Raw genomic sequence first — 24,272 nt, 5'->3', positions numbered from 1 at the left:
TGGGTGACGACGACGGTTCGATGGCGTCGGGCGCCCCTGCCCGGAGCAGCCGGGCCCTCTACGTCCCCGGTCGTGCCTGGTTCGCGCGCAGCGCGCAGGAGGTGGCGCCCGACCTGCTCGGGGGGCTGCTGTCCGTCGCATCGGCCGAGGGCACCGTCGTCGTGAGGCTGACCGAGGTCGAGGCCTACGGCGGGTCCGACGACCCCGGCTCGCACGCCTACCGGGGCCGCACGCCGCGCAACGCGACGATGTTCGGCCCGCCCGGACGGCTCTACGTCTACTTCACCTACGGCATGCACTGGTGCGCCAACGTGGTGACGGGCACGGAGGGCAACGCCTCGGCCGTGCTGCTCCGGGCGGGGGAGATCGTCGAGGGGGTGGAGCTCGCCCGGAGTCGTCGCTCGAGCTCGAAGGCGGACCGCGACCTGGCCAGCGGGCCCGCCAGGCTCGCGACGGCACTCGGCATCAAGGGCCAGCACGACGGCACGAGCGTGGACGCGGCCGACGGCCACCGGATGCCCGACGCCGTCGCCGGCCTCCGGGTGCCCGAGATCCGTTCGGGGCCGTGGCAGAGCGGTCCGCGCACCGGGGTCTCCGGCGACGGTGGCCTCGCGACCTATCCGTGGCGGTACTGGCTGAGCGGCGACCCGACCGTGTCGCGCTACCGCGCCGTCTGACCTCAGCCGTACCGCGCCCCGACTCTTCTTCATCCACCGCACGACTTCGCAAGCGAACCGAGGACACCGACGTGACCGACCTGATCGAGGACCTGCGCTGGCGCGGGCTCGTCTCCCAGACCACCGACGAGGCTGCGCTGCGTGCAGCGCTGGCCGCCGGCCCCGTGACCTACTACGCCGGGTTCGACCCGACGGCGCCGAGCCTGCACCACGGCCATCTCGTGCAGCTGATCCTGCTGCGCCACCTGCAGCTCGCCGGCCACCGCCCGATCGCGCTGGTCGGGGGAGCGACGGGCCTCATCGGGGATCCGCGCCAGTCAGGTGAGCGCGTGCTCAACTCGGGTGACGTCGTCGCGCAGTGGGCCGACAGGCTGCGGGCGCAGATCGAGCCGTTCCTCGACTTCGACTCCGCCAACGGTGCCCGCATGGTCAACAACCTCGACTGGACGGCCGAGCTGACGGCGATCGACCTGCTGCGGAGCATCGGCAAGCACTTCCGGATGGGGACGATGCTCGCCAAGGACACGGTCGCGCGGCGGCTGGCCTCGGACGAGGGGATCTCGTTCACCGAGTTCAGCTACCAGCTCCTGCAGGGCAACGACTACCTCGAGCTGAACCGTCGCTACGGCGTGACGCTGCAGACCGGCGGCAGCGACCAGTGGGGGAACCTGCTCTCGGGGGTGGAGCTGATCCGCAAGGCCGAGCAGCGCTCCGTGCACGCCTGGACCACGCCGCTGATCACCAAGGCCGACGGCACCAAGTTCGGCAAGACCGAGGGCGGCGCCGTGTGGCTCGCGCCGGACATGATGAGCCCGTACGCCTTCTACCAGTACTGGGTGAACGCGTCGGACGCCGACGCCGTGCGCTGGCTGCGGACCTTCACCTTCCGCACGCGCGAGGAGATCGAGGCGATCGAGGCGGAGACCGCGGAGCGCCCGCACCTGCGGGCGGCCCAGCGAACGCTCGCGGCCGACGTGACGTCGCTCGTGCACGGCGCCGGCGCGACGGCGGCCGTCGAGGCGGCGAGCGCGGCCCTGTTCGGGCGGGGCGAGCTGCGCGAGCTCGACGGCGCGACGCTCGACTCGGCGGTGGCGGAGCTCCCGACCGCGGACCTCGTCCCCGGGGAGACCACCCTCGTCGACGCCCTGGTGGCCGCCGGTCTCGTCAAGGGACGCAACGAGGCACGTCGCGCCGTGGGGGAGGGTGGGGCGTACGTGAACAACGTCAAGCAGGACGACGTCGAGCGCGTGCTCGTCGCCGACGACCTCCTGGGTGGGCGCCACGTCCTCATCCGTCGGGGCGACGGAACCTCGCCGTGGCCACCCGTCCGCACCAGGACTGAGCTCAACCGGCCGGCGCTCGCGGGGCTCGCGGGTGCCGGTCGGGACCGTTGCGCAGCGTTCGTGCAGGTCAGAACGATCGGCGTGGTCCGGGCCACTCGGGCGACACGCCCGGGGTGCAGGCCGACTTGCGAGCCCACCGCGTTCTGCGTAAGTTATCAACCCGTTGCGCAGAGCAGACCGGCCAGGCCGGAAAGTGCGGATGCGAACGAAGAACTGGAACGAACGAGATCATCTCGGGCGGAAGTTCAACCAGCTGAATCTGAAGGAATCGGGTCGATTTGACCGGGGTTCGCAGAGGATGTAAGTTAGAGAAGTTGCCCCGGTTGGTCCGGGCCCCAGGGTTTGGGGTGTGGATGGGCTGGCGTGGTGTGTTGCTTGAGAACTCAACAGTGTGTTTGTGAACTTGATGCCATTTGTTGGCCGGGTTCTGTGGCGCGGTCCTTCGGGAGATGCGTTGTGGGGTTTGGTTGACTGTTTTTGTTTTGCCTGGGCGTCATGGCTCCTTTTGGGGGGTTGTGGTTGTTCGGGTTTTTGCTTGGATCATTGTCGTTAAATGATTCCCGTCGTGCTTTCGGGTGTGGTGGGGTTAGTTTTTGACGGAGAGTTTGATCCTGGCTCAGGACGAACGCTGGCGGCGTGCTTTACACATGCAAGTCGAACGATGATGGGGTGCTTGCATTCCTGATTAGTGGCGAACGGGTGAGTAACACGTGAGTAACCTGCCCCAGACTCTGGGATAACTCCGGGAAACCGGGGCTAATACTGGATATCACTTCCTGATGCATGTCGGGTTGTTGAAAGGGTTTCTGGTCTGGGATGGGCTCGCGGCCTATCAGCTTGTTGGTGGGGTGAAGGCCTACCAAGGCGATGACGGGTAGCCGGCCTGAGAGGGTGACCGGCCACACTGGGACTGAGACACGGCCCAGACTCCTACGGGAGGCAGCAGTGGGGAATATTGCACAATGGGCGAAAGCCTGATGCAGCGACGCCGCGTGAGGGATGACGGCCTTCGGGTTGTAAACCTCTTTCAGTAGGGAAGAAGCTTTCGGGTGACGGTACCTGCAGAAGAAGCGCCGGCTAACTACGTGCCAGCAGCCGCGGTAATACGTAGGGCGCAAGCGTTGTCCGGAATTATTGGGCGTAAAGAGCTCGTAGGCGGTTTGTCGCGTCTGCTGTGAAATCCCCAGGCTCAACTTGGGGCGTGCAGTGGGTACGGGCAGACTAGAGTGCGGTAGGGGAGACTGGAATTCCTGGTGTAGCGGTGGAATGCGCAGATATCAGGAGGAACACCGATGGCGAAGGCAGGTCTCTGGGCCGTTACTGACGCTGAGGAGCGAAAGCATGGGGAGCGAACAGGATTAGATACCCTGGTAGTCCATGCCGTAAACGTTGGGCACTAGGTGTGGGGTCTGTTTCCACGGATTCCGCGCCGTAGCTAACGCATTAAGTGCCCCGCCTGGGGAGTACGGCCGCAAGGCTAAAACTCAAAGGAATTGACGGGGGCCCGCACAAGCGGCGGAGCATGCGGATTAATTCGATGCAACGCGAAGAACCTTACCAAGGCTTGACATACTTGAGAAGCCACCAGAGATGGTGGTCTCTTTGGACACTCATGTACAGGTGGTGCATGGTTGTCGTCAGCTCGTGTCGTGAGATGTTGGGTTAAGTCCCGCAACGAGCGCAACCCTCGTCCTATGTTGCCAGCACGTGATGGTGGGGACTCATAGGAGACTGCCGGGGTCAACTCGGAGGAAGGTGGGGATGACGTCAAATCATCATGCCCCTTATGTCTTGGGCTTCACGCATGCTACAATGGCCGGTACAAAGGGCTGCGATACCGCGAGGTGGAGCGAATCCCAGAAAGCCGGTCTCAGTTCGGATTGGGGTCTGCAACTCGACCCCATGAAGTCGGAGTCGCTAGTAATCGCAGATCAGCAATGCTGCGGTGAATACGTTCTCGGGCCTTGTACACACCGCCCGTCAAGTCATGAAAGTCGGTAACACCCGAAGCCAGTGGCCCAACCTCTTGTAGGGGGGAGCTGTCGAAGGTGGGATTGGCGATTAGGACTAAGTCGTAACAAGGTAGCCGTACCGGAAGGTGCGGCTGGATCACCTCCTTTCTAAGGAGTCAACGTTGGCTGCTCACTTTCTTCTGCACTGCTTGTTCGTGCTCGCTCGTTGATGCTTCCTGCTGTGGTGGGGGGTGGAGGGTTGAGCTGTTCGGGGTGTGGGGTGTGGGTGGCAGGTCGAACATCATCATCTCGATGGTGGGGTTGCCTGTGACTCTTGGGTGGAACATCAGGTTCACTCTTTCATCGTGTCTGGTCTGCCGGCTCCTTCAATGGGGGGTCTGGGGGGCTGGGGCTGCGGTGGGGGGCACACTGTTGGGTCCTGAGGCAACACACGGGTTGTGCTGGTGGTGACGCTGGCGCGGTCGGGTGGTTGTTTCTGGCCCTCGCTGTCACTGGTCATCTCTGTTGGGGTGGGTGGTGGTGGTGGGTGGGGTTGGTTGTTTGAGAACTGCACAGTGGACGCGAGCATCTTTGATCTTTTGTGGTCAAGTGTTTAAGAGCAAACGGTGGATGCCTTGGCATCAGGAGCCGAAGAAGGACGTTGTGGCCTGCGATAAGCCTCGGGGAGTTGGCAAACGAGCTGTGATCCGAGGATTTCCGAATGGGGAAACCCCGCACGAGTCATGTCGTGTGACCTGCACCTGAATATATAGGGTGTGTGGAGGGAACGCCGGGAAGTGAAACATCTCAGTACCGGCAGGAAGAGATATTCCGTGAGTAGTGGCGAGCGAAAGCGGATCAGGCTAAACCGTGTGCGTGTGATACCCGGCAGGGGTTGCGCATGCGGGGTTGTGGGACCTTACTAGCACTGCTGCCGCAAGTGCGAAGGAGTTACAAAAGCGTGTCATAGTCGAACACTCTTGAACGGGTGGGGATACAGGGTGCGACCCCCGTAGACGAAATGGCATGGTCTTCTGTGAGTGTTCCCGAGTAGCACGGGGCCCGTGAAATCCCGTGTGAATCTGGCAAGACCACTTGCTAAGCCTAAATACTACCTGATGACCGATAGCGGACAAGTACCGTGAGGGAAAGGTGAAAAGTACCCCGGGAGGGGAGTGAAATAGTACCTGAAACCGTTTGCTTACAATCCGTCGGAGCCTCCCTAGTTGGGGTGACGGCGTGCCTTTTGAAGAATGAGCCTGCGAGTTAGTGGTACGTGGCGAGGTTAACCCGTGTGGGGAAGCCGTAGCGAAAGCGAGTCCGAATAGGGCGATTCAGTCGCGTGCTCTAGACCCGAAGCGAAGTGATCTACCCATGGGCAGGTTGAAGCGCGGGTAAGACCGTGTGGAGGACCGAACCCACCAGGGTTGAAAACCTGGGGGATGACCTGTGGGTAGGGGTGAAAGGCCAATCAAACTTCGTGATAGCTGGTTCTCCCCGAAATGCATATAGGTGCAGCGTTGCGTGTTCCTTGCCGGAGGTAGAGCTACTGGATGGCCGATGGGCCCTACCAGGTTACTGACGTCAGCCAAACTCCGAATGCCGGTAAGCCAGAGCGCAGCAGTGAGACTGTGGGGGATAAGCTTCATAGTCGAGAGGGAAACAGCCCAGATCACCAGCTAAGGCCCCCAAGCGTGTGCTAAGTGGGAAAGGATGTGGAGTTGCCCAGACAACCAGGAGGTTGGCTTAGAAGCAGCCACCCTTGAAAGAGTGCGTAATAGCTCACTGGTCAAGTGATTCCGCGCCGACAATGTAGCGGGGCTCAAGCACACCGCCGAAGCTGTGGCATTCACACTGTAGACAAGCCTTCGTGGTTCAGTCGTGTGGATGGGTAGGGGAGCGTCGTGTGGGCAGTGAAGCTGCGGAGTGATCCAGTGGTGGAGCCTACACGAGTGAGAATGCAGGCATGAGTAGCGAAAGACGGGTGAGAAACCCGTCCGCCGAATGACCAAGGGTTCCAGGGCCAGGTTAATCCGCCCTGGGTAAGTCGGGACCTAAGGCGAGGCCGACAGGCGTAGTCGATGGACAACGGGTTGATATTCCCGTACCGGCGAAGTACCGCCCATACCGAGCCCGGTGATACTAACCACCCAATCCTTCCCACCGTGACCTTCGGGTTGCATCGGGTAGGGGCGCGTGGGACCTGAACCGGTAGTAGGTAAGCGTATTAACAGGGGTGACGCATGAAGGTAGCCAGTTGGAGCGATGGTTGACTCCTTCCAAGCCCGTAGGACGCATGATAGGCAAATCCGTTGTGCATACAGTCCGAGAGGTGATGGTGACCGCGAACGCGGGAATATGGTGATCCTATGGTGCCAAGAAAAGCCTCGACGCGAGGTACTAGCCGCCCGTACCCCAAACCGACTCAGGTGGTCAGGTAGAGAATACTAAGGCGATCGAGACAATCGTGGTTAAGGAACTCGGCAAAATGCCCCCGTAACTTCGGGAGAAGGGGGGCCCGGAGCGTGATCCACACTTGCTGTGGTGAGCGTGCAAGGGCCGCAGAGACCAGGGAGAAGCGACTGTTTACTAAAAACACAGGTCCGTGCGAAGTCGCAAGACGATGTATACGGACTGACGCCTGCCCGGTGCTGGAAGGTTAAGAGGACCGGTTAGCCGCAAGGCGAAGCTGAGAATTTAAGCCCCAGTAAACGGCGGTGGTAACTATAACCATCCTAAGGTAGCGAAATTCCTTGTCGGGTAAGTTCCGACCTGCACGAATGGCGTAACGACTTCTCCGCTGTCTCAACCGCGAACTCGGCGAAATTGCACTACGAGTAAAGATGCTCGTTACGCGCAGCAGGACGGAAAGACCCCGGGACCTTTACTATAGCTTGGTATTGGTGTTCGAAACGGCTTGTGTAGGATAGGTGGGAGACTGTGAAACCTTTACGCCAGTAGGGGTGGAGTCGTCCTTGAAATACCACTCTGGTCGTTTTGGACATCTAACTTCGGTCCGTGATCCGGACCAGGGACAGTGCCTGGTGGGTAGTTTAACTGGGGCGGTTGCCTCCCAAAATGTAACGGAGGCGCCCAAAGGTTCCCTCAGCCTGGTTGGCAATCAGGTGTCGAGTGTAAGTGCACAAGGGAGCTTGACTGTGAGACTGACAGGTCGAACAGGGACGAAAGTCGGGACTAGTGATCCGGCGGTGGCTTGTGGAAGCGCCGTCGCTCATCGGATAAAAGGTACCCCGGGGATAACAGGCTGATCTTGCCCAAGAGTCCATATCGACGGCATGGTTTGGCACCTCGATGTCGGCTCGTCGCATCCTGGGGCTGGAGTCGGTCCCAAGGGTTGGGCTGTTCGCCCATTAAAGCGGCACGCGAGCTGGGTTTAGAACGTCGTGAGACAGTTCGGTCCCTATCCGCTGCGCGCGCAGGAAACTTGAGAAGGGCTGTCCTTAGTACGAGAGGACCGGGACGGACTAACCTCTGGTGTGCCAGTTGTTCCGCCAGGAGCACTGCTGGTTAGCTACGTTGGGAAGGGATAACCGCTGAAAGCATCTAAGCGGGAAGCCTGCTTCAAGATGAGGTTTCCATCACTCCTTGAGAGTGGAGAGGCTCCCAGTAGACCACTGGGTGATAGGCCGGAAGTGGAAGCGGGGACTAAAGACCCGTGGAGCTGACCGGTACTAATAAGCCGATCACTTCACCACACCAACAAGCTCAAAATATGTTGCGACGCGTCCACTGTGCGGTTCCCGAACCACCAACACACCCCCGACCCGGGTACTGCCTGGGTTGGGTGGGGTTGTGTTTGACAGTTCGACAGAGTTACGGCGGCCATAGCGAGGCGGGAAACGCCCGGCACCATTCCGAACCCGGAAGCTAAGCCCCTCAGCGCCGATGGTACTGCCCTGGAGACGGGGTGGGAGAGTAGGACACCGCCGAACACCCATTCGAAAGGCCCCACCCGCAAGGGTGGGGCCTTTCGCCATTCCCGGGCACTTCTCTCTTGGTGAGTGCTGACTTCCTGCCGCCCCCACCGGCGTGTCACCGGCAACAACCCAACACTCAGCAGGCGCCGATGGGAGACGCCGGTTCCAGCCAGTGGGTGCCGAGCTGTCGACGTCGTCACTGGCGTGGCGCGCCGGGGTGGTGAGGGTTTGGCTAGTGCGTGCTGGGATCTGCGGTTCATGCCAGGTCACGGGTTTCCGGCTGGGGGCAGAGTCGTGCCGAGGGCCGGTGTGCCAGGGGACACGTGTCGCTGGGCCAAACCTGGTCGGCACGGACGGCCGATGGCGACTATCGTTGGGTGGTCCTGTTGGTAGTGCAGCGGGAGTACGACCACGCGTGGTTGAGCCGCAAGGGTTCCCCGCAGACAGGAGCAGAACACATGGCCGAGGACTCTCGTCCCGATCGAGGCAAGCGCGACGACTCCCGAGGCGGCAGCGACCGTCGCCAGGGTGGGGATCGCGGTTCTTCGCCTCGCGGTGGCTACCCCCGCACCGGTAACAACCGCGACGATCGTGGTGGCTCTCCGCGTTCGGGCGGCTACCAGGGTCGTGACGACCGTGGACCTCGTACCGGTGGCTATCAGGGCAACCGCGATGACCGCGGTGGCGCCCCTCGTACCGGTGGCTATCAGGGCAACCGCGATGACCGCGGTGGCGCCCCTCGTACCGGTGGCTATCAGGGCAACCGCGATGACCGCGGACCTCGCACCGGTGGCTATCAGGGCAACCGCGATGACCGCGGACCTCGCACCGGTGGCTACCAGGGCAACCGCGATGACCGCGGACCTCGCACCGGTGGCTACCAGGGCAACCGCGATGACCGCGGACCTCGCACCGGTGGCTACCAGGGCAACCGCGACGACCGCGGTGGCGCCCCTCGCACGGGCGGTTACCAGGGCAACCGCGATGACCGCGGACCTCGCACCGGTGGCTACCAGGGCAACCGCGACGACCGCGGTGGCGCCCCTCGCACGGGCGGTTACCAGGGCAACCGCGATGACCGCGGTGGAGTTCCTCGTACCGGCGGTTACCAGGGTCGTGACGACCGTGGGCCCCGCACCGGCGGTTACCAGGGCAACCGCGATGACCGCGGTGGAGTTCCTCGTACCGGCGGTTACCAGGGTCGTGACGACCGTGGGCCCCGCACCGGCGGTTACCAGGGCAACCGCGATGACCGCGGTGGAGTTCCTCGCACCGGCGGTTACCAGGGTCGTGACGACCGTGGGCCCCGCACCGGCGGTTACCAGGGCAACCGCGACGACCGCGGTGGCGCCCCTCGTACCGGCGGTTACCAGGGCAACCGCGACGACCGCGGTGGAGCTCCTCGTACCGGCGGTTATCAGGGCAACCGCGACGACCGCGGACCTCGCACCGGTGGCTATCAGGGCAACCGCGACGACCGCGGTGGAGCTCCTCGTACCGGCGGTTATCAGGGCAACCGCGACGACCGCGGACCTCGCACCGGTGGCTATCAGGGCAACCGCGACGACCGCGGTGGAGCTCCTCGTACCGGCGGTTATCAGGGCAACCGCGACGACCGCGGACCTCGCACCGGTGGCTATCAGGGCAACCGCGACGACCGCGGTGGCGCGCCTCGTACCGGCGGTTATCAGGGCAACCGTGACGACCGCGGTGGAGCTCCTCGCACCGGTGGCTACCAGGGTCGTGACGACCGCGGGCCCCGCACCGGCGGTTACCAGGGCAACCGCGACGACCGCGGTGGTGCGCCTCGCACCGGCGGGTACCAGGGTCGCGACGGACGTTCCTCGGGCGGCGACCGCCGTGGCCAGCGCGACGAGCGTGGCGGCCGCGACGACCGCGACCGCGGGGACGATCGGCGAGGGTCGTTCGCCCCGCAGGGGGAGCGCACGCTTCGCCCGGGTCAGGAGCGACGAGCTGAGCGGGTCGAGGACCCGTACCTGCCTGACGAGATCGAGTTCTCGATGCTCGACCGCGAGACACGCCGCAGCCTTCGTGGTCTGACGAAGGAGAACGCCGAGACCGTCGGTCGACACCTGGTGATGGCCGGCCGGCTGGTCGATGTCGAGCCCGAGCTCGCCCACGAGCACGCGCTGGCGGCGCTCCGCCGCGCCGCGCGGATCGACATCGTTCGCGAGGCTCTGGCGCTGACCTCCTACGCCACGGCCCGCTACGCCGACGCCCTGCGTGAGATCCGAGCAGCTCGTCGTCTGAGCGGTGTCGACGCTCACCGCGCCCTCGAGGCTGATGCCGAGCGCGGTCTCGGACGCCCTGAGCGTGCGATCGCCGTGATTCGCGAGGCTGGCGAGGTCGAGCCGGCCGAGCGAGTCGAGCTCACCCTCGTCGAGTCGGGCGCACGCCTGGACATGGGCGAGACCGAGGTTGCTCTCCTGCTCCTCGAGGAGCTGACGATCCCCGCCGGCGACGTCGAGCTGAAGGCTCGCGTCGACGAGGCTCGCATCCCAGCCCTGCGGGCGCTGGGCCGTGAGTCCGAGGCGGCCGAGCTCGAGGCGAAGGTCGGCGACGTGACTCCTGAGCCGGATGAGGAGATCGTCGTCTTCGATCTCGACGAGGAGCCTGACGTCACGTACCACGACGACGAGCCCTCGGACGCGGACGACCGAGACGACGAGCAGGACGATGACGAGGACTCCGTGGTGGACCCGGTCTCGTCGACTCCCGTTGAGCGCGCCGCCTTCGACGACGACGACGTGATCGACGTCGTCGAGGCCATCGAGGCGGAGGATGCCGTTGAGGCGGAGCCCGTCGTCGAGGCGGAGCCGGAGCCCGTCGTAGAGGCGGAGCCTGAGGTTGAGGCTGTTGTCGAGCCGGAGCCGGTCGTTGAGGCGGAGCCTGAGGTTGAGGCTGTTGTCGAGCCGGAGCCGGTCGTTGAGGCGGAGCCTGAGGTTGAGGCTGTTGTCGAGCCGGAGCCGGTCGTTGAGGCGGAGCCTGAGGTTGAGGCTGTTGTCGAGCCGGAGCCGGTCGTCGAGCCGGAGCCCGTCGTCGAGCCGGAGCCCGTCGTCGAGGCGGAGGCCGAGCCCACGACGAGCACCGAGAACGCCATGACGGACGAGTCCGACGACGCGGACGAGGAAGACGAGGAGGAGCGACTCTTTTGAGCAGCTACCTGAAGGCATCCGCGACCCCGTTGGTCGAGGCGCATGACGCCGTCCTGCTCGACCTCGACGGCGTCGTGTACCGCGGCGCCCTCGCGGTCGAGCACGCGGCCGACGCCATCGCTGCTGCGGCGGCGGCCGGCTCGCAGCCCGTGTACGTGACGAACAACGCCGGGCGACCGCCCCAGGTGGTGGCCGACCAGCTCACCGGTCTGGGCATCCCCACGGATCCGGCCCACGTCATGACGTCCTCGCTCGCGGCGGCCGCGATGCTGGCCGTCGACCTGCCGCGCGGTTCGACCGTGCTGTGCGTCGGCGGTCCCGGACTCGCCCAGGCGATGGAGGCACAGGGCTTCCGCGTCGTCACCAGCGCCGACGAGCGCCCCGACGCCGTCGCGCAGGGGTACGGCCCCGAGGTCGGCTGGGCCCAGCTGACCGAGGCGGCCTACGCCGTCGGGCAGGGAGCGCGCTACGTCGCGACCAACCTCGACGCGACGCTGCCCACCGAGCGGGGGATGGCGGTCGGCAACGGCTCACTCGTCGCCGCGGTGGTGAACGCGACCGGGGTCCGCCCCACGTCGTCGGGCAAGCCCGAGGCCGGCATCTTCCACGAGGCGGCGGGGCTCGTCGGCTCGACGACCCCGATCGTCGTCGGCGACCGGCTCGACACCGACCTCGCCGGCGCGCGCGCCGCCGGCATGCCGGGGCTCCACGTCCTCACCGGCGTGAGCCAGAGCTACGACCTGCTCACGGCCCTCCCGCACGAGCGCCCGGACCTGCTCGCGATCGACCTCCGCGGTCTGCTCCAGACCCACCCCGAGGTCGTGCGCGACGGCGACGTCTGGCGCTCCGGCACCGCCGGCGCCCGTGTGGTCGACGCCGATCTCGTTCTCCTGCGCGACGGCGTCCCCGTCGCCATCGACGAGGCGACCACGATCACGCTCGACGAGCTCCGGGCGGCGTGCTGCGCCGCCTGGGCGGCCGCCGACGCGGGAACGCCCGCCGTTCTCGTGCGACGCGCGCTGGACGTCGTCGAGGGCTGAGTCGGGACCGGCCCGGCAACCGCCGGACCCGAGGGAGAGGACACGAGCATGGCGATCACCCCAGGACCCCCGGTCCCGCGGCCGACCCCGCCCGCGGGACACACCGCCGTCGAGCCGCTCCCGGAGCTCCCCGACGCCGAGCAGCTCGCGGCCATGACCATCCGCGAGCACGTCACGCTGTTCGAGGACCTGCACCGCACCCTCGCGGACAGGCTCGACGACACGGGGTCCTAGGTGGTGCGCGCCGACGTCGAGCTCGTCGCCCGCGGCCTGGCCACCTCCCGTACCCAGGCGCAGCGCCTGATCGCGCAGGGGTCGGTCACGCTCGACGGCGTCGAGCTCGCGCGGCCCTCGACCCCTGTGCCGTCGACCTCCGTGCTGGTGGTCGACGCGGGGGAGGGTTACGTCTCCCGGGCGGCCCACAAGCTCGCCGGGGCGCTCGACTCCCTGGCGGCGGGGGGGCTCGAGGGACCGGTCGTGGCCGGAGCCCGGGTGCTCGACGCGGGCGCGTCCACGGGCGGGTTCACCGACGTGGTCCTGCGCCGCGGGGCGGACCACGTCGTCGCCGTCGACGTCGGCAGCGGTCAGCTCGATCCGCGCATCCGCGCCGATCCGCGAGTCACGGTCGTCGAGCACACGAACGTCCGCTCGATCGACCCCGCGGTGGTGGGGGAGCCCGCCTCGTTGCTGGTGGCCGACCTGTCGTTCATCTCGCTCGGCCTCGTGATCCCGCCGCTCACCGCGTGCCTGACACCCGACGCCGATGCCGTCCTCCTCGTGAAGCCGCAGTTCGAGGTCGGCCGCGAACGGCTCGGTTCCGGGGGAGTGGTCACGGACCCGCGCGCGCACGCCGACGCCGTCGCCGGCGTGCTCGACGGCGCGATCGAGGCCGGGATGCTGGCCGCGGCCGTGCTCCCCAGCCCGCTCGAGGGCACGCACGGCAACCGCGAGTTCGTCGTGTGGCTGCGCCGCGACGCCGCGCGGGCGACGGCTGTCCCCAGGAACGTCTCCCAGACGGAGCACCGCCGACTCGCGTCGGGTGCCGTCTCCGGAGGCCTCCACCCCGCAGAATGGGGGACGTGGTGAATCGCGAAGTTCTCGTCGTCTCGCACACGCACGCCCGCGCGCTCGCCGCGCGCGCCGAGCTCGAGCAACGACTGGCCGTGCACGGCATCGCCGTCAGGGCCGCCGAGGACGTCGCCGTCCCGGCGCCGGTCCTCCCCGAGGAGCGCGCGCGTCTGAGCACGGTCGAGGTCGTCGTCGTCCTCGGCGGCGACGGCACGATCCTGCGCGCGGTCGAGCTCGTCCGCGGCACCGACGTGCCCGTCGTCGGCATCAACCTCGGCCACGTCGGCTTCCTGGCGGAGTTCGACGTCGCCGAGATCAACGACCTCGTCGACCAGATCGCGCGCCGCGACTACGCCGTCGAGCGCCGCATGACGATCGACGTCACCGCGATCACGCCCGACGGCATGGTCCACCAGGCGTGGGCGATGAACGAGGCCACGGTCGAGAAGAACCGTCCCGAGCGGATGATCGAGCTCGCGATCGGCGTCGACGGTCGCGCGCTGGAGACGTTCGGGTGCGACGGCGTGGTGCTCGCCACGCCGACGGGATCGACCGCCTACGCGTTCTCGGCCGGCGGCCCCGTCGTGTGGCCCGACGTCGAGGCCCTCCTGCTCGTCCCGCTCAGCGCCCACGCGCTGTTCGCCCGGCCGCTCGTCGTCGGGCCCTCCAGCGTGCTCGAGGTCGAGCTCCTGACGCGCACCGACACCACCGCCACCATGTGGTGCGACGGGCGCCGCACGCTCACGCTGCCCCCGGGCAGCAGGGTCGAGGCGCGACGCGGCGCGGAGCCGGTCAACCTCGCACGACTTCGCCCCGGCCCGTTCTCGGAGCGTCTGGTGCGCAAGTTCGACCTTCCGGTCGCCGGCTGGCGAGGGGGGCGCCAGCAGTGATCGAGGAGCTGCACATCCGCGACCTCGGCGTCATCGTCGAGGCCAGGCTGGAACCGTCCGCCGGCTTCACGGCGATCACGGGCGAGACCGGCGCGGGCAAGACGATGCTGCTGAGCGCGCTGGACCTGCTCCTCGGCGGCAAGGCCGACCCCTCCCGTGTGCGCGCCGGGGCCGAGCGCGCCGTCGTCGAGGGCCGCTTCACCGGGGCGCCCGCCGCCGCGCTCGAGCGCGCGGCGGACGCCGGGGCCGAGCTCGACGACGACGCGCTCATCCTGGCGCGCACCGTCGTCGCGCAGGGCCGCTCGCGCGCCCACGTCGGCGGGACGAGCGTGCCGCAGGGCGTCCTCAGCCAGATCGGCGAGCAGCTCGTCACCGTGCACGGTCAGGCGGACCAGTTCCACCTCCGCTCGCGCAGCACCCAGCGCGACGTCGTCGACGCCTTCGCCGGCCCCGACCACCCCGCCGTCCTCGCGACCATGCGGGCTCGGCACGCGGAGCTGCGTCACGCCGAGGGAGCCCTCGCCGAGTTCACGGCCCAGGGCCGCACGCGCGCGCTGGAGATCTCCTCGCTCACGACGGCGCTGGCGGAGATCGACGACGCCGAGCCGCAGCCGGGCGAGGACCTCGCGCTGCGCGAGGAGGTCGACCGGCTCGACAACGTCGAGGTGCTGCGGTCGGCCGCCGCCGAGGCGATGGAGGCGATGTCGGGCCGGAGTGCCGACGACCTCGGTGCGGTCAACCTGCTCGAGACGGCGGCCCGCGGGCTCGCCCGCGCCTCCGAGCACGACCCCGAGCTGGGCACGCTGGCCGAGCAGATCACCGCCTCGGCGCACGCCGTCGGCGAGCTGGGCACGGAGCTCGGCACCTACGTCGCCGGACTCGAGGTGGATCCTCGACGCCTCGACGTCGTGCACGCGCGCCGCGCTGTGCTGGGCACCCTCGGCCGCACCTACGGCGTCCCGTGGGCCGATCGCGGCCCCGAGGACCCGCCCGCGGGCAGCACCGACGCCGTCATCCTGTGGGCCACGCACGCCCGAGCCCGCCTCGAGGAGCTGACGGGGCCGGGCCAGGACCTCGAGTCGCTGCAGCAGCAGGTGAGGGACCTGACCCGGGAGTGCACCGCCGTCGCGGCCGAGATCACCGCAGCCCGTCGCGCCGCGGGCGACCGCCTCGCGGCCGTCGTCACGAGCGAGCTCGCCGGCCTCGCGATGGCGAGCGCGCAGGTCGAGGTCGCCGTCGAGCCGACCTCGCTCGGTGCCTCCGGCGCCGACGACGTGGCGATCATGCTCGTGCCGCACCCGGGGGCGCCGTCGCGACCGCTGGGCCAGGGCGCGTCCGGCGGCGAGATCTCCCGCGTCATGCTCGCGCTCGAGGTCGCGCTGGCCGACGCCGGCGAGGCGACGCCCACGACGTTCGTCTTCGACGAGGTCGACGCCGGGATCGGCGGCCGCACCGCGAGCCAGGTGGGCCAGCGGCTCGCCGAGCTCTCGCGTACGGCGCAGGTCGTCGTCGTCACCCACCTGGCCCAGGTGGCGGCCTACGCCGACCACCACATCGTCGTGGAGAAGGACACCGAGGCCGAGGACGGCACCGTCACGAGCGTGCGCGCGGTCAGCGGCGCCGAGCGGACGGCCGAGCTCGCCAGGATGCTCTCGGGTGAGACGACCGCCACGGCGCTCGAGCACGCGGCAGACCTCCTGGAGAGGTCGGGCGTGGGACGATAGGCGGCGATATGAGACTTCGCCTGCCGCGCCGCACCGCCGCGCCCCGCATCGAACCCGACGGGACCCTCGTCGGGCCGGCGCGCGTCGACCACCGCACGAAGACGCTGACGAAGCGGCTGCGGTCAGGCGACATCGCCGTGATCGACCACATGGACATCGACAGGGTCTCGGCCGAGGCCCTCGTCGCGTGCTCGCCGTCGGCGGTGCTCAACGCCGCGGAGTCGACCTCCGGGCGCTACCCCAACGTCGGTCCGCAGATCCTGCTCGACGCCGGCATCCTGCTCGTCGACGGGCTGGGCGAGAACCTCATGGCGCTGAAGGACGGCGCGCGGCTCGAGGTCAGGGACGCGACCGTCCTGGTCGCGGGCAAGGAGATCGCGACGGGCGTGCGGCAGACGGCCGAGACCGTCGAGGCCGACCAGGCCGCCGCGCGCGAGGGCCTGTCCGACCAGCTCGAGGCCTTCGCCGAGAACACCATGGAGTACATGCTGAAGGAGCGCGACCTGCTCCTCGACGGCATCGGGGTGCCCCGTGTCGACACGAAGATCGAGGGCCGCGCCGTCCTCATCGTGGTCCGCGGGTACCACTACAAGGAGGACCTCGCGATGCTGCGGTCCTTCATCCGCGAGAGCCGTCCCGTGCTGATCGGGGTCGACGGCGGGGCCGACGCCATCATCGAGGCCGGCTGGAAGCCCGACCTCATCGTGGGTGACATGGACTCGGTCTCCGACAGCGCGCTGACGTCCGGCGCCGAGGTGGTCGTCCACGCCTACCGCGACGGCCGCGCCCCCGGTGCCGCGCGCGTCGCCGAGCTCGGCGCCAAGCACATCGTCTTCCCCGCGACCGGCACGAGCGAGGACGTCGCGATGCTGCTGGCCGACGACATGGGCGCGACCCTGATCGTCGCCGTCGGCACCCACGCCACGCTGGTGGAGTTCCTGGACAAGGGCCGCTCCGGCATGGCCAGCACCTTCCTCACGCGCCTGCGCGTGGGCAGCAAGCTCGTCGACGCCAAGGGCGTCTCGCGCCTGTACCGCTCGTCCATCTCGACCTGGCAGCTGGTGCTGCTCCTGCTCGCCGGCCTCGCCGCGCTCGTCGTGGCGCTCGCCGTCACGCCGGCCGGTCAGGCCGCCGTCGAGCTGCTCCTGGCCCGGTGGGACGACATCGCCACCTCCGTCCGACGATTCTTTGGAGGATGACGACGTGATCGACTTCCGCTACCACCTGGTCTCCCTCATCTCCGTCTTCCTCGCGCTCGCCGTGGGCATCGTGCTCGGCGCGGGTCCACTGCGCGACACGATCTCCGACCAGCTCACCGGTCAGGTCGAGGTGCTCCGCGAGGAGAAGGAGGCGCTGCGCGTCGAGGTCGACGAGAACCGTCGCGCCATCGAGATCGACACCGCCTTCATCGAGGCCTCGGCCCCCGCCCTGCTCGACGACGTCCTCCCGGGCTACCGGGTCGCCGTCGCCACGCTCCCCGGCGTGACGGACGACGTCGCTGCCGCGGTCACCCAGCGGATCGAGCAGGCGGGCGGCGAGATCACCGCGCGCGTCGAGCTCTCCGCGGACTGGGCCGCGCCCGGCGCGGAGTCCGCGCGGGGCGACGTCGCGGACACCGCCCGCAGCGACCTCTCCGGGATCAGCTCGTCCGAGACGGACGACGTCGTGCTCGGCACGGCGCTCGCCGTCGCCCTCACCGACGCCGACGCGAGCAGCCCCCGGGTCCCCTCGTCGCGGGCCACCTCCGTGCTCGAGGCCCTCACCGACGGCGGCGACGCGCTCGTCAGCGTCCAGGGCGAGGCGGCCCCCGCCGACCTCGTCCTCGTGCTCACGACGCCGCAGGTGCCGCTCGAGCCCGACGCGACGGTCGATCCCGAGCTCGAGCCCACCAACGTCACGTGGGCGCTCACGCTCGCCGCCACGGCCGAGGCGGCACCCACCGTCGTCGCCGGCTACGCCGCCATCGACACCGATCTCCTGGTGCGTGTGCGGGGCGAGCGGACCGTCACCACGGTCGACGGGCTGGGCACCGTCCCCGGCCAGGTGACCGTGCCGCTCGCGCTCGCCGCCGTCGCCGCCGAGGAGGAGCCCACGCCCTACGGTTCGGGGATCGGGGCCCAGGACCCGCTCCCCGCCACCCAGGAGCTCACCGGGCCCCCCGCGCTCGAGCCGGCGCCGGACCCGACCGGCACCGACGCCCCGGGGAGCCCCGACGACCCCACGGCCACGGACGACCCCACCGGGACGGACGACCCCACCGGGACGGACGACCCCATCGGGACCGACGACCCGTCGGCGACCGACGGCGGTGACGGCGCGTGAGCCGTCTCCTCCCCGCGATCCACGCGGCCGCGTGGACGGTCGCCGCGAGCGTCCAGGCGCGACGCAGCGAGCGCGAGTCCTGGCGTCGGACGAACTTCCGCGGTCGGACCGTCAGCCTCTCCGGCGGCATCGCGACCTCGCTCGGCACGCTGGCCGGCACGGCCTCGGCAGGCGGTCGCCCCGCCGTCGCCGGGGTCGTGGCCGCCGCGGCCGCGGGCGGTCTGGGGGCGCTGGACGACCTGACCGAGCGTCCCGAGGATCGCTCGACCAAGGGGCTGCGCGGCCACCTCACGGCGCTGGCGCACGGCACCGTCACGACGGGGGCCGTCAAGCTGCTCGGCATCACGGCCGCGAGCCTCGTGGCGGGCGCCGTGCTCGCCGACGGTCGCCGACGCGACGCCGACGGCTCGCGCCGGCTCGGGATGACCGCCCTGGACGCCGTCACCAGCGGTGCCCTCGTGGCCGGCACCGCCAACCTGCTCAACCTGCTCGACCTCCGGCCCGGGCGGGCGCTCAAGGCGACCGCGCTGATCGGGGCGCCGCTCGCGCTCGCGGGCGGGGCTGGGGCCGGGGTGGCCGCGGCCGCCGTCGGGGCCGCGGTCGCCGCCGCGCCCACCGACCTGGCCGAGACCACGATGCTCGGGGACACGGGCGCCAACGCGCTGGGAGCCGCCCTCGGGGTGGCCCTGGCCGCGCGGACTCACCCGGCCGTGCGGGCGTCCGCGCTCGCCGTCGTCGTGGCCGCCACGGTGGCCAGCGAGCGCATCAGCTTCTCGCGCGTGATCGACTCGACCGCGCCGCTCGCCTGGGTCGACCAGCTCGGGCGCCTGGCTCCCGACGATGCCCGGAGCTGAGCCGCCCGTCGGCCACGACCCGGTCTCGGCCGCGGTCGCCCGTCGCGGCCGGCTGGCGCGGCTGACCGCCGGTGTCGCCGGCGCCGCGGCCGTGCTCACCGTCCTCACGCTGGCGGCGCGGCTCGTCGGCTTCGCGCGCTGGTTCGCGCTGAACGCCTGGGTCGGACCCAACGAGGTCGGGACCGCCTACTCCACCGCGAACACGGTGCCGAACGTGCTGTTCGAGGTCGCCGCCGGGGGAGCGCTGGCCGGAGCCGTCGTCCCGCTGCTCGCCGGTCCGATCGCGCGGCACCTGCGCCACGACGTCGATCGCACCGCGTCCGCGATGCTCACCTGGGCGACGGCGGTGCTCGTCCCCGTCGGCGCCGTCACCTACCTCGCGGCCCCGCTCGCCGTCGCCGCGCTCGGCTCGCCCGACGCCGGCGCCGACCAGCTCGCGCTCGCCACCACGCTGCTACGGATCTTCGCCGTCCAGATCCCGCTGTACGGCGTCGGCGTCGTGCTGTCCGGCGTGCTGCAGGCGCACCGCCGGTTCGTCTGGCCGGCCGTTGCCCCGCTCCTGTCGAGTCTCGTGGTGATGAGTTCGTACTACGTCGTCGGCGTCCTCAGCCCGGACGACCCGAGCCCGGCCGACCTCACCTCGACCGCGGTCGCCGCGCTCGGCTGGGGCACGACGGCGGGCGTCGTCGTCCTCAGCCTGCCGCTGCTCGTGCCGGTGGCGCGGCTCGGGATCCGGCTGCGGCCGACCTTCGCCTTCCCCGACGGGGTCGCGGGTCGGGCGCGCTCGCTCGCGCTCGCCGGGGCCGGCGGCCTGGTGGCGCAGCAGCTGAGCGTCGTCGTGGCGGTCAAGGTGGCCAACACCTTCGGCACGGCCGACGGCACCCTCAACCTGCACCAGTACGCGCAGGCCGTCATCCTGCTGCCGTACGCGGTCCTGGCCGTACCCGTCGCGACGGCGATGTTCCCCCGGCTCGCCGACCACGCGGCGGCGGGCCGGCGCGACGCGCTCGCGCGCGAGAGCGCGCTGTCGACGCGGGTCATCGTCGTGGTCGCGGCGGCCGGCGCCGCGGCGCTCGTGGCCGCCGCTCCGCGGGTGGAGCAGGTCTTCGCGGAGTACGCGCGCGGCACGGCCGGGGTCGCGGGGCTCGGCGGCGGGGTCGCCTGGGGAGCCGCGAGCGTCGTCGGGCTCGCCCTCGTGTTCCACCTCTCCCGAGTGCTGTACGCGATGGAGAACAACCGCACCGCCGTCGCCGCGATCAGCCTCGGCTGGTTCGCGGTCGCCGTCTCCGCCGTCGTGGGCGCCGTCGTCCTCGTCGGCGGGACGTCCGACTCCACCCGCACGCTCGCCGTCCTCGGCGGGGCGTCCAGCCTCGGAACCCTCGTCGGCGGCCTCGCCCTGCTCCTCGGGGTCCGGCGGGCGCTGGGGGGTGCCGGGATCGCGGGCGTCGCCCGCACCGCCGCCGTGGCCGTCGTCGGGGCCGGGCTCGGGGCGGCCGCGGGTCGCTGGGTCGTCGGTCTCGGCCCGGACGACGCGGTGGCGACGGCGCTGCTGCTGGGGGCCGCCGGCGGGCTGCTCGCCGTCGTGCTCACCCTCGCCGTCATCGCGGTCGGGGACCGCGAGGCGCTCGTCCGGCTGCGGCACGCCCGACGACCCGCGGCGGGCGCCGCCGGTGACGACGAGGACGTGACGCCCGACCAGCCCGTTCAGACCGACCAGACCGACCAGCCCCACCGGGCCGAGGAGCAGATGTGACCAGGATCGTGCAGGTCGTCGGCCACGCCGCCGGCGGGATCGGCGTGCACGTCGCCGACCTCGCCGCCGGGTTGCGGGACGCGGGGGAGACGGTGCGCGTCGTCGCCCCCGCCGCCACCGCGGAGCGCTTCGAGCTGGGCGACGTCGACACGCTCGCCTGGCCGGCCCGGACCTCACCGTCGGCCTACCTGCGGGGGCTGGGGCGGCTGCGCCGGCTGGTGGCGGGCAGCGACGTCGTGCACGCGCACGGGCACCAGGCCGGGATCACGGCGCTCCTGGCGGCGACCGGTACGGGGGTGCCCGTGGTGATCTCCTGGCACAACGCGGTCCTCGCGCGACGGGGACCCGGCGCGGTCGCGGAGGCCTGGCAGGCCCGACGCGCGGCCCTGGTCACCGGCGCCTCGCAGGACCTCGTCGACCGGGCCGCCCACCTCGGCGCGCGGGAGGCCGACCTCGCGCCCGTCGCGGCGCCCGCGGCCGGGTCGTACGCGGGGACGCGCGGGCAGGCCCGAGCCGCCGTGGCCGCCGCCGTCGGGATCGTGGACGACCCCGACGAGGTCTGGGCGCTGACCGTCTCGCGGATCGCCCCGCAGAAGGATCTCGGCGTGCTCGTCGAGGCCGCCCGGACCGTGGCGGCCGACGGCGGGGTGGCCGTGCGCTGGTTCGTCGTCGGCGACGGCGAGGAGGGTCTGCGCGCGGAGCTCGAGACCGCCGCGGCTGGGCTCCCGCTGCACCTGGTGGGCGCCAGGGACGACGTCCCGTTCTGGATGGCGGCGAGCGACCTGCTCGTGGTCCCCAGCCGCTGGGAGGCCCGCGCCCTCGTGGTCCAGGAGGCGCTGGCGGCCGGCCTGCCCGTCGTCGCGACCGACGTCGGTGGCCTGCCCGAGCTCGTCACGGGCTGCGGCTCGCTCGTCCCGGTGGGGGACGCGGCCGCCGTCGCCGCCGCCGTCACCCACCTCGCCGCGCACCCCGACCGGCGGGCCGAGCTCGGCCGGGCGGCCCGCGACCGGTTCGCCGAGCTGCCGACGTCGGCCGACGTCGTGACGGCGTGGCGGCGTCGCTATGACGCGGTGGTGTCCGCGCGACGGTAGGGTGGAGTTCCGTGGTGGAACACTCCAGGCGGAACCAGTCCTCGAACCCTTCGAACGTGACGAAGCACGTCTTCGTGACAGGAGGGGTGGTCTCCTCTCTCGGGAAGGGCCTGACGGCGTCGAGCCTCGGCCAGCTCCTCCGGGCGCGCGGCATGCGCGTCACGATGCAGAAGCTCGATCCCTACCTCAACGTCGATCCCGGAACGATGAACCCGTTCCAGCACGGTGAGGTCTTCGTCACCGAGGACGGCGCCGAGACGGACCTCGACATCGGTCACTACGAGCGCTTCCTCGACGTCGAGCTCGACCAGGGCTCCAACGTCACGACCGGCCAGGTCTACTCCACGGTGATCGCCAAGGAGCGGCGCGGCGAGTACCTCGGCGACACGGTCCAGGTCATCCCGCACATCACCGACGAGATCAAGGCGCGCATGCGCGCCCGGGCGCACGACGACGACGCGCCCGACGTCATCATCACGGAGATCGGCGGCACGGTCGGCGACATCGAGAGCCAGCCGTTCCTCGAGGCTGCGCGCCAGGTCCGCCAGGACGTCGGCCGCGCCAACGTGTTTTTCCTCCACGTCTCGCTCGTCCCGTACATCGGTCCGAGCAAGGAGCTCAAGACCAAGCCGACGCAGCACTCCGTGGCCGCGCTGCGCAGCATCGGCATCCAGCCCGACGCGATCGTGTGCCGCTCCGACCGCCAGCTGCCAGAGAGCATCAAGACGAAGATCGCCGCGATGTGCGACGTCGACGACGAGGCCGTCGTCAACTGCGCCGACGCCCCAAGCATCTACGACATCCCCAAGGTCATCCACACCGAGGGCTTGGACGCCTACGTCGTCCGTCGGCTGGGACTGCCGTTCCGGGACGTGGACTGGACCACCTGGGGGACGGTGCTCGACGCCGTCCACCACCCCAAGCACGAGGTCGAGGTCGCGCTCGTCGGCAAGTACGTCGGGCTGCCCGACGCCTACCTGTCGGTCACGGAGGCGCTCCGCGCCGGCGGCTTCGCCAACGACACCCGGGTGAACATCCGCTGGGTGGAGTCCGACCTGTGCGAGACGCCCGAGGGCGCCCGCAAGGCGCTCGACGGCGTCGACGCGATCCTGGTCCCCGGTGGCTTCGGGGTCCGCGGCATCGAGGGCAAGCTCGGCGCCCTCACCTACGCGCGCCGCAACCTGGTGCCGACGCTCGGCATCTGCCTCGGCCTGCAGTGCATGGTGATCGAGTACGCCCGCACGGAGCTGGGCCTGTCCGAGGCCTCGTCCTCGGAGTTCGACCCCTCCTCGCCGGACCCCGTCGTGGCGACGATGGCCGAGCAGCTCGCGATCGTCGGCGGCGAGGGCGACCTCGGCGGGACCATGCGCCTGGGCTCCTACGAGGCCGTCCTGACGCACGGGTCGGTCGCCGCGGCCACCTACGGCAGCGAGCGGGTCACCGAGCGCCACCGTCACCGCTACGAGGTCAACAACGCCTACCGCGACCGTCTGGAGGAGGCGGGGCTGCGGATCAGCGGCACGTCGCCCGACGGTTCGCTGGTGGAGTTCGTGGAGCTGCCGCGAGAGACGCACCCGTACTACATCTCCACCCAGGCCCACCCGGAGTTCAAGTCGCGTCCGACCCGGGCCCACGCCCTGTTCGACGGGCTGATCGACGCCGCGGTCGAGCGCCAGCGCGGCACGCGCCTGCTCGAGGTCGAGCCCGCGCGATGACCGGGACCGTCGGGACGGACGCCTCCTGGGGTGACGAGCTCCTCGCTCGCACCGTGGTGACGTCGGAGCGCGTGTTCGACGGGCGGATCTTCGACGTCGAGCGCCGCGAGGTGGATCTCGGTGAGGCCGGCACCGTGGTGAGGGACCTCGTGACGCATCCGGGCGCCGTCGCCGTCGTGGCGCTCGACGACGACGGCCGCGTCGCGCTGATCCGCCAGTACCGCGTGCCGGTGGGGGCGTTCCTGTGGGAGGTCCCGGCCGGGCTGCTCGACGGCGGCCCGGAGGAGACGCTCCTGGCCGCGGCCCAGCGCGAGCTGGCCGAGGAGATCGACCTGGCCGCGCGACGGTGGGACGTGCTCGTCGACTACGCCACGTCGCCCGGGATGGGCGACGAGTCGCTGCGCGTGTTCCTGGCGCGCGACCTCGAGGCCGCACCGGCGGGCGACTTCGTCCGCGAGGGCGAGGAGGCGGAGATCGAGCTCGTCTGGATCCCGCTCGCGGAGGCGGTCGAGGCCGTGCTGGCCGGCCGCGTGCACAACCCGAGCGCCGTCGTCGGGCTGCTCGCGGCGGACCGCGCCGCGCGGGAGGACTTCGTCGGGCTGCGCGCCGTCGACGCCCCGTTCCTGCTGCGCCCGGGCGTCCGCCCGGCCTGAGGTCCGCCGTCGCGCCACCACCGGCGAGGGGTTTGTGCACCACCGGCGGTCGACGTTTGTGCGTAAGCCCCTCGTG

Annotated in this window: 16 protein-coding genes, 3 rRNA genes and 1 pseudogene; 18 read left to right on the top strand and 2 right to left on the bottom strand. The window is 69.8% G+C overall.

Going from position 1 to position 24,272, the window contains the following annotated elements:
• The first annotated feature begins 20 nt into the window (after window positions 1–20).
• From C8046_RS04170 to C8046_RS04160, 3 genes and pseudogenes are all read left to right on the top strand, one after another.
• On the top strand, window positions 21–677 hold the full coding sequence (locus C8046_RS04170) for a DNA-3-methyladenine glycosylase (protein ID WP_109230729.1): 657 nt from the start codon (window positions 21–23) through the stop codon (window positions 675–677).
• Window positions 678–748: 71 nt separating this feature from the next.
• Window positions 749–1,978 (top strand): annotated as a pseudogene (gene tyrS / locus C8046_RS04165) (tyrosine--tRNA ligase); the annotation flags it as partial.
• A 635-nt stretch (window positions 1,979–2,613) separates the two neighbouring features.
• A 16S ribosomal RNA gene (locus C8046_RS04160) occupies window positions 2,614–4,140 on the top strand.
• Between the two features lie 8 nt (window positions 4,141–4,148).
• On the opposite strand, the gene C8046_RS18010 is transcribed toward C8046_RS04160, so the two are convergent.
• The gene (locus tag C8046_RS18010; RefSeq protein ID WP_146197061.1) at window positions 4,149–4,328 is read right to left on the bottom strand and encodes a hypothetical protein; all 180 of its coding nucleotides are present in this window, start codon (window positions 4,326–4,328) and stop codon (window positions 4,149–4,151) included.
• Between the two features lie 247 nt (window positions 4,329–4,575).
• On the opposite strand from C8046_RS18010, the gene C8046_RS04155 reads away from it, so the two are divergent.
• Window positions 4,576–7,688: ribosomal RNA gene (locus C8046_RS04155) — 23S ribosomal RNA — on the top strand.
• Between the two features lie 119 nt (window positions 7,689–7,807).
• Window positions 7,808–7,925 (top strand): 5S ribosomal RNA (gene rrf / locus C8046_RS04150).
• The 16S, 23S and 5S rRNA genes sit together here, the layout of an rRNA operon.
• Window positions 7,926–8,176: 251 nt before the next feature.
• Here the strand turns inward: rrf and C8046_RS04145 are convergent.
• Entirely contained in the window at window positions 8,177–10,003 is a 1,827-nt protein-coding gene (locus C8046_RS04145) for a hypothetical protein (RefSeq protein ID WP_109228375.1), read from the bottom strand.
• On the opposite strand from C8046_RS04145, the gene C8046_RS04140 reads away from it, so the two are divergent.
• From C8046_RS04140 to C8046_RS04080, 13 genes are read left to right on the top strand one after another with little or no spacing between them, the layout of a single operon-like run.
• A complete protein-coding gene (locus C8046_RS04140; protein ID WP_146197060.1) occupies window positions 9,932–11,086 on the top strand; it encodes a hypothetical protein in 1,155 nt (384 codons plus the stop codon). The two genes, C8046_RS04145 and C8046_RS04140, sit on opposite strands and share 72 nt — an antisense overlap.
• Window positions 11,083–12,126, top strand: a complete 1,044-nt coding sequence (locus C8046_RS04135) for an HAD-IIA family hydrolase (protein WP_109228373.1) — start codon at window positions 11,083–11,085, stop codon at window positions 12,124–12,126. The genes C8046_RS04140 and C8046_RS04135 overlap by 4 nt, the downstream gene beginning before the upstream one ends.
• A gap of 48 nt (window positions 12,127–12,174) precedes the next feature.
• Window positions 12,175–12,360, top strand: coding sequence for a hypothetical protein (locus C8046_RS04130; protein ID WP_109228372.1), 186 nt, complete (start codon window positions 12,175–12,177; stop codon window positions 12,358–12,360).
• Window positions 12,361–13,212 (top strand): TlyA family RNA methyltransferase, encoded by an 852-nt coding sequence (locus tag C8046_RS04125; protein WP_109228371.1) that lies wholly within the window; start codon window positions 12,361–12,363, stop codon window positions 13,210–13,212. It begins immediately after the preceding gene.
• Complete coding sequence (locus C8046_RS04120; RefSeq protein WP_419183544.1) at window positions 13,206–14,084, top strand: NAD kinase; 879 nt, start codon at window positions 13,206–13,208, stop codon at window positions 14,082–14,084. The genes C8046_RS04125 and C8046_RS04120 overlap by 7 nt, the downstream gene beginning before the upstream one ends.
• Window positions 14,081–15,808 (top strand): DNA repair protein RecN, encoded by a 1,728-nt coding sequence (gene recN / locus C8046_RS04115; RefSeq protein ID WP_109228369.1) that lies wholly within the window; start codon window positions 14,081–14,083, stop codon window positions 15,806–15,808. The genes C8046_RS04120 and recN overlap by 4 nt, the downstream gene beginning before the upstream one ends.
• 8 nt (window positions 15,809–15,816) lie before the next feature.
• Complete coding sequence (gene steA / locus C8046_RS04110; RefSeq protein ID WP_109228368.1) at window positions 15,817–17,007, top strand: putative cytokinetic ring protein SteA; 1,191 nt, start codon at window positions 15,817–15,819, stop codon at window positions 17,005–17,007.
• A gap of 4 nt (window positions 17,008–17,011) precedes the next feature.
• Window positions 17,012–18,130, top strand: coding sequence for a copper transporter (locus C8046_RS04105; RefSeq protein WP_158277125.1), 1,119 nt, complete (start codon window positions 17,012–17,014; stop codon window positions 18,128–18,130).
• The gene (locus tag C8046_RS04100; protein WP_109228366.1) at window positions 18,127–18,984 is read left to right on the top strand and encodes a hypothetical protein; all 858 of its coding nucleotides are present in this window, start codon (window positions 18,127–18,129) and stop codon (window positions 18,982–18,984) included. Before C8046_RS04105 ends, C8046_RS04100 begins: the two co-directional genes overlap by 4 nt.
• Window positions 18,971–20,737, top strand: a complete 1,767-nt coding sequence (gene murJ, locus C8046_RS04095; RefSeq protein WP_109228365.1) for a murein biosynthesis integral membrane protein MurJ — start codon at window positions 18,971–18,973, stop codon at window positions 20,735–20,737. The genes C8046_RS04100 and murJ overlap by 14 nt, the downstream gene beginning before the upstream one ends.
• Window positions 20,734–21,828 carry a glycosyltransferase family 4 protein gene (locus C8046_RS04090; RefSeq protein ID WP_109228364.1) on the top strand — a complete coding sequence of 365 codons (1,095 nt, stop codon included), beginning with the start codon at window positions 20,734–20,736 and terminating at the stop codon, window positions 21,826–21,828. Before murJ ends, C8046_RS04090 begins: the two co-directional genes overlap by 4 nt.
• An 11-nt stretch (window positions 21,829–21,839) precedes the next feature.
• On the top strand, window positions 21,840–23,543 hold the full coding sequence (locus tag C8046_RS04085; RefSeq protein WP_419183543.1) for a CTP synthase: 1,704 nt from the start codon (window positions 21,840–21,842) through the stop codon (window positions 23,541–23,543).
• Window positions 23,540–24,196, top strand: a complete 657-nt coding sequence (locus C8046_RS04080) for an NUDIX domain-containing protein (RefSeq protein WP_109228362.1) — start codon at window positions 23,540–23,542, stop codon at window positions 24,194–24,196. Before C8046_RS04085 ends, C8046_RS04080 begins: the two co-directional genes overlap by 4 nt.
• The last annotated feature ends 76 nt before the right edge of the window (window positions 24,197–24,272 follow it).

Origin of the sequence: Serinibacter arcticus, from assembly GCF_003121705.1 — a bacterium.
Classification (GTDB): domain Bacteria; phylum Actinomycetota; class Actinomycetes; order Actinomycetales; family Beutenbergiaceae; genus Litorihabitans.
The sequence above is the reverse complement of the archived record's forward strand: the minus strand, read 5'-3'. Positions and strand labels throughout refer to the sequence as shown.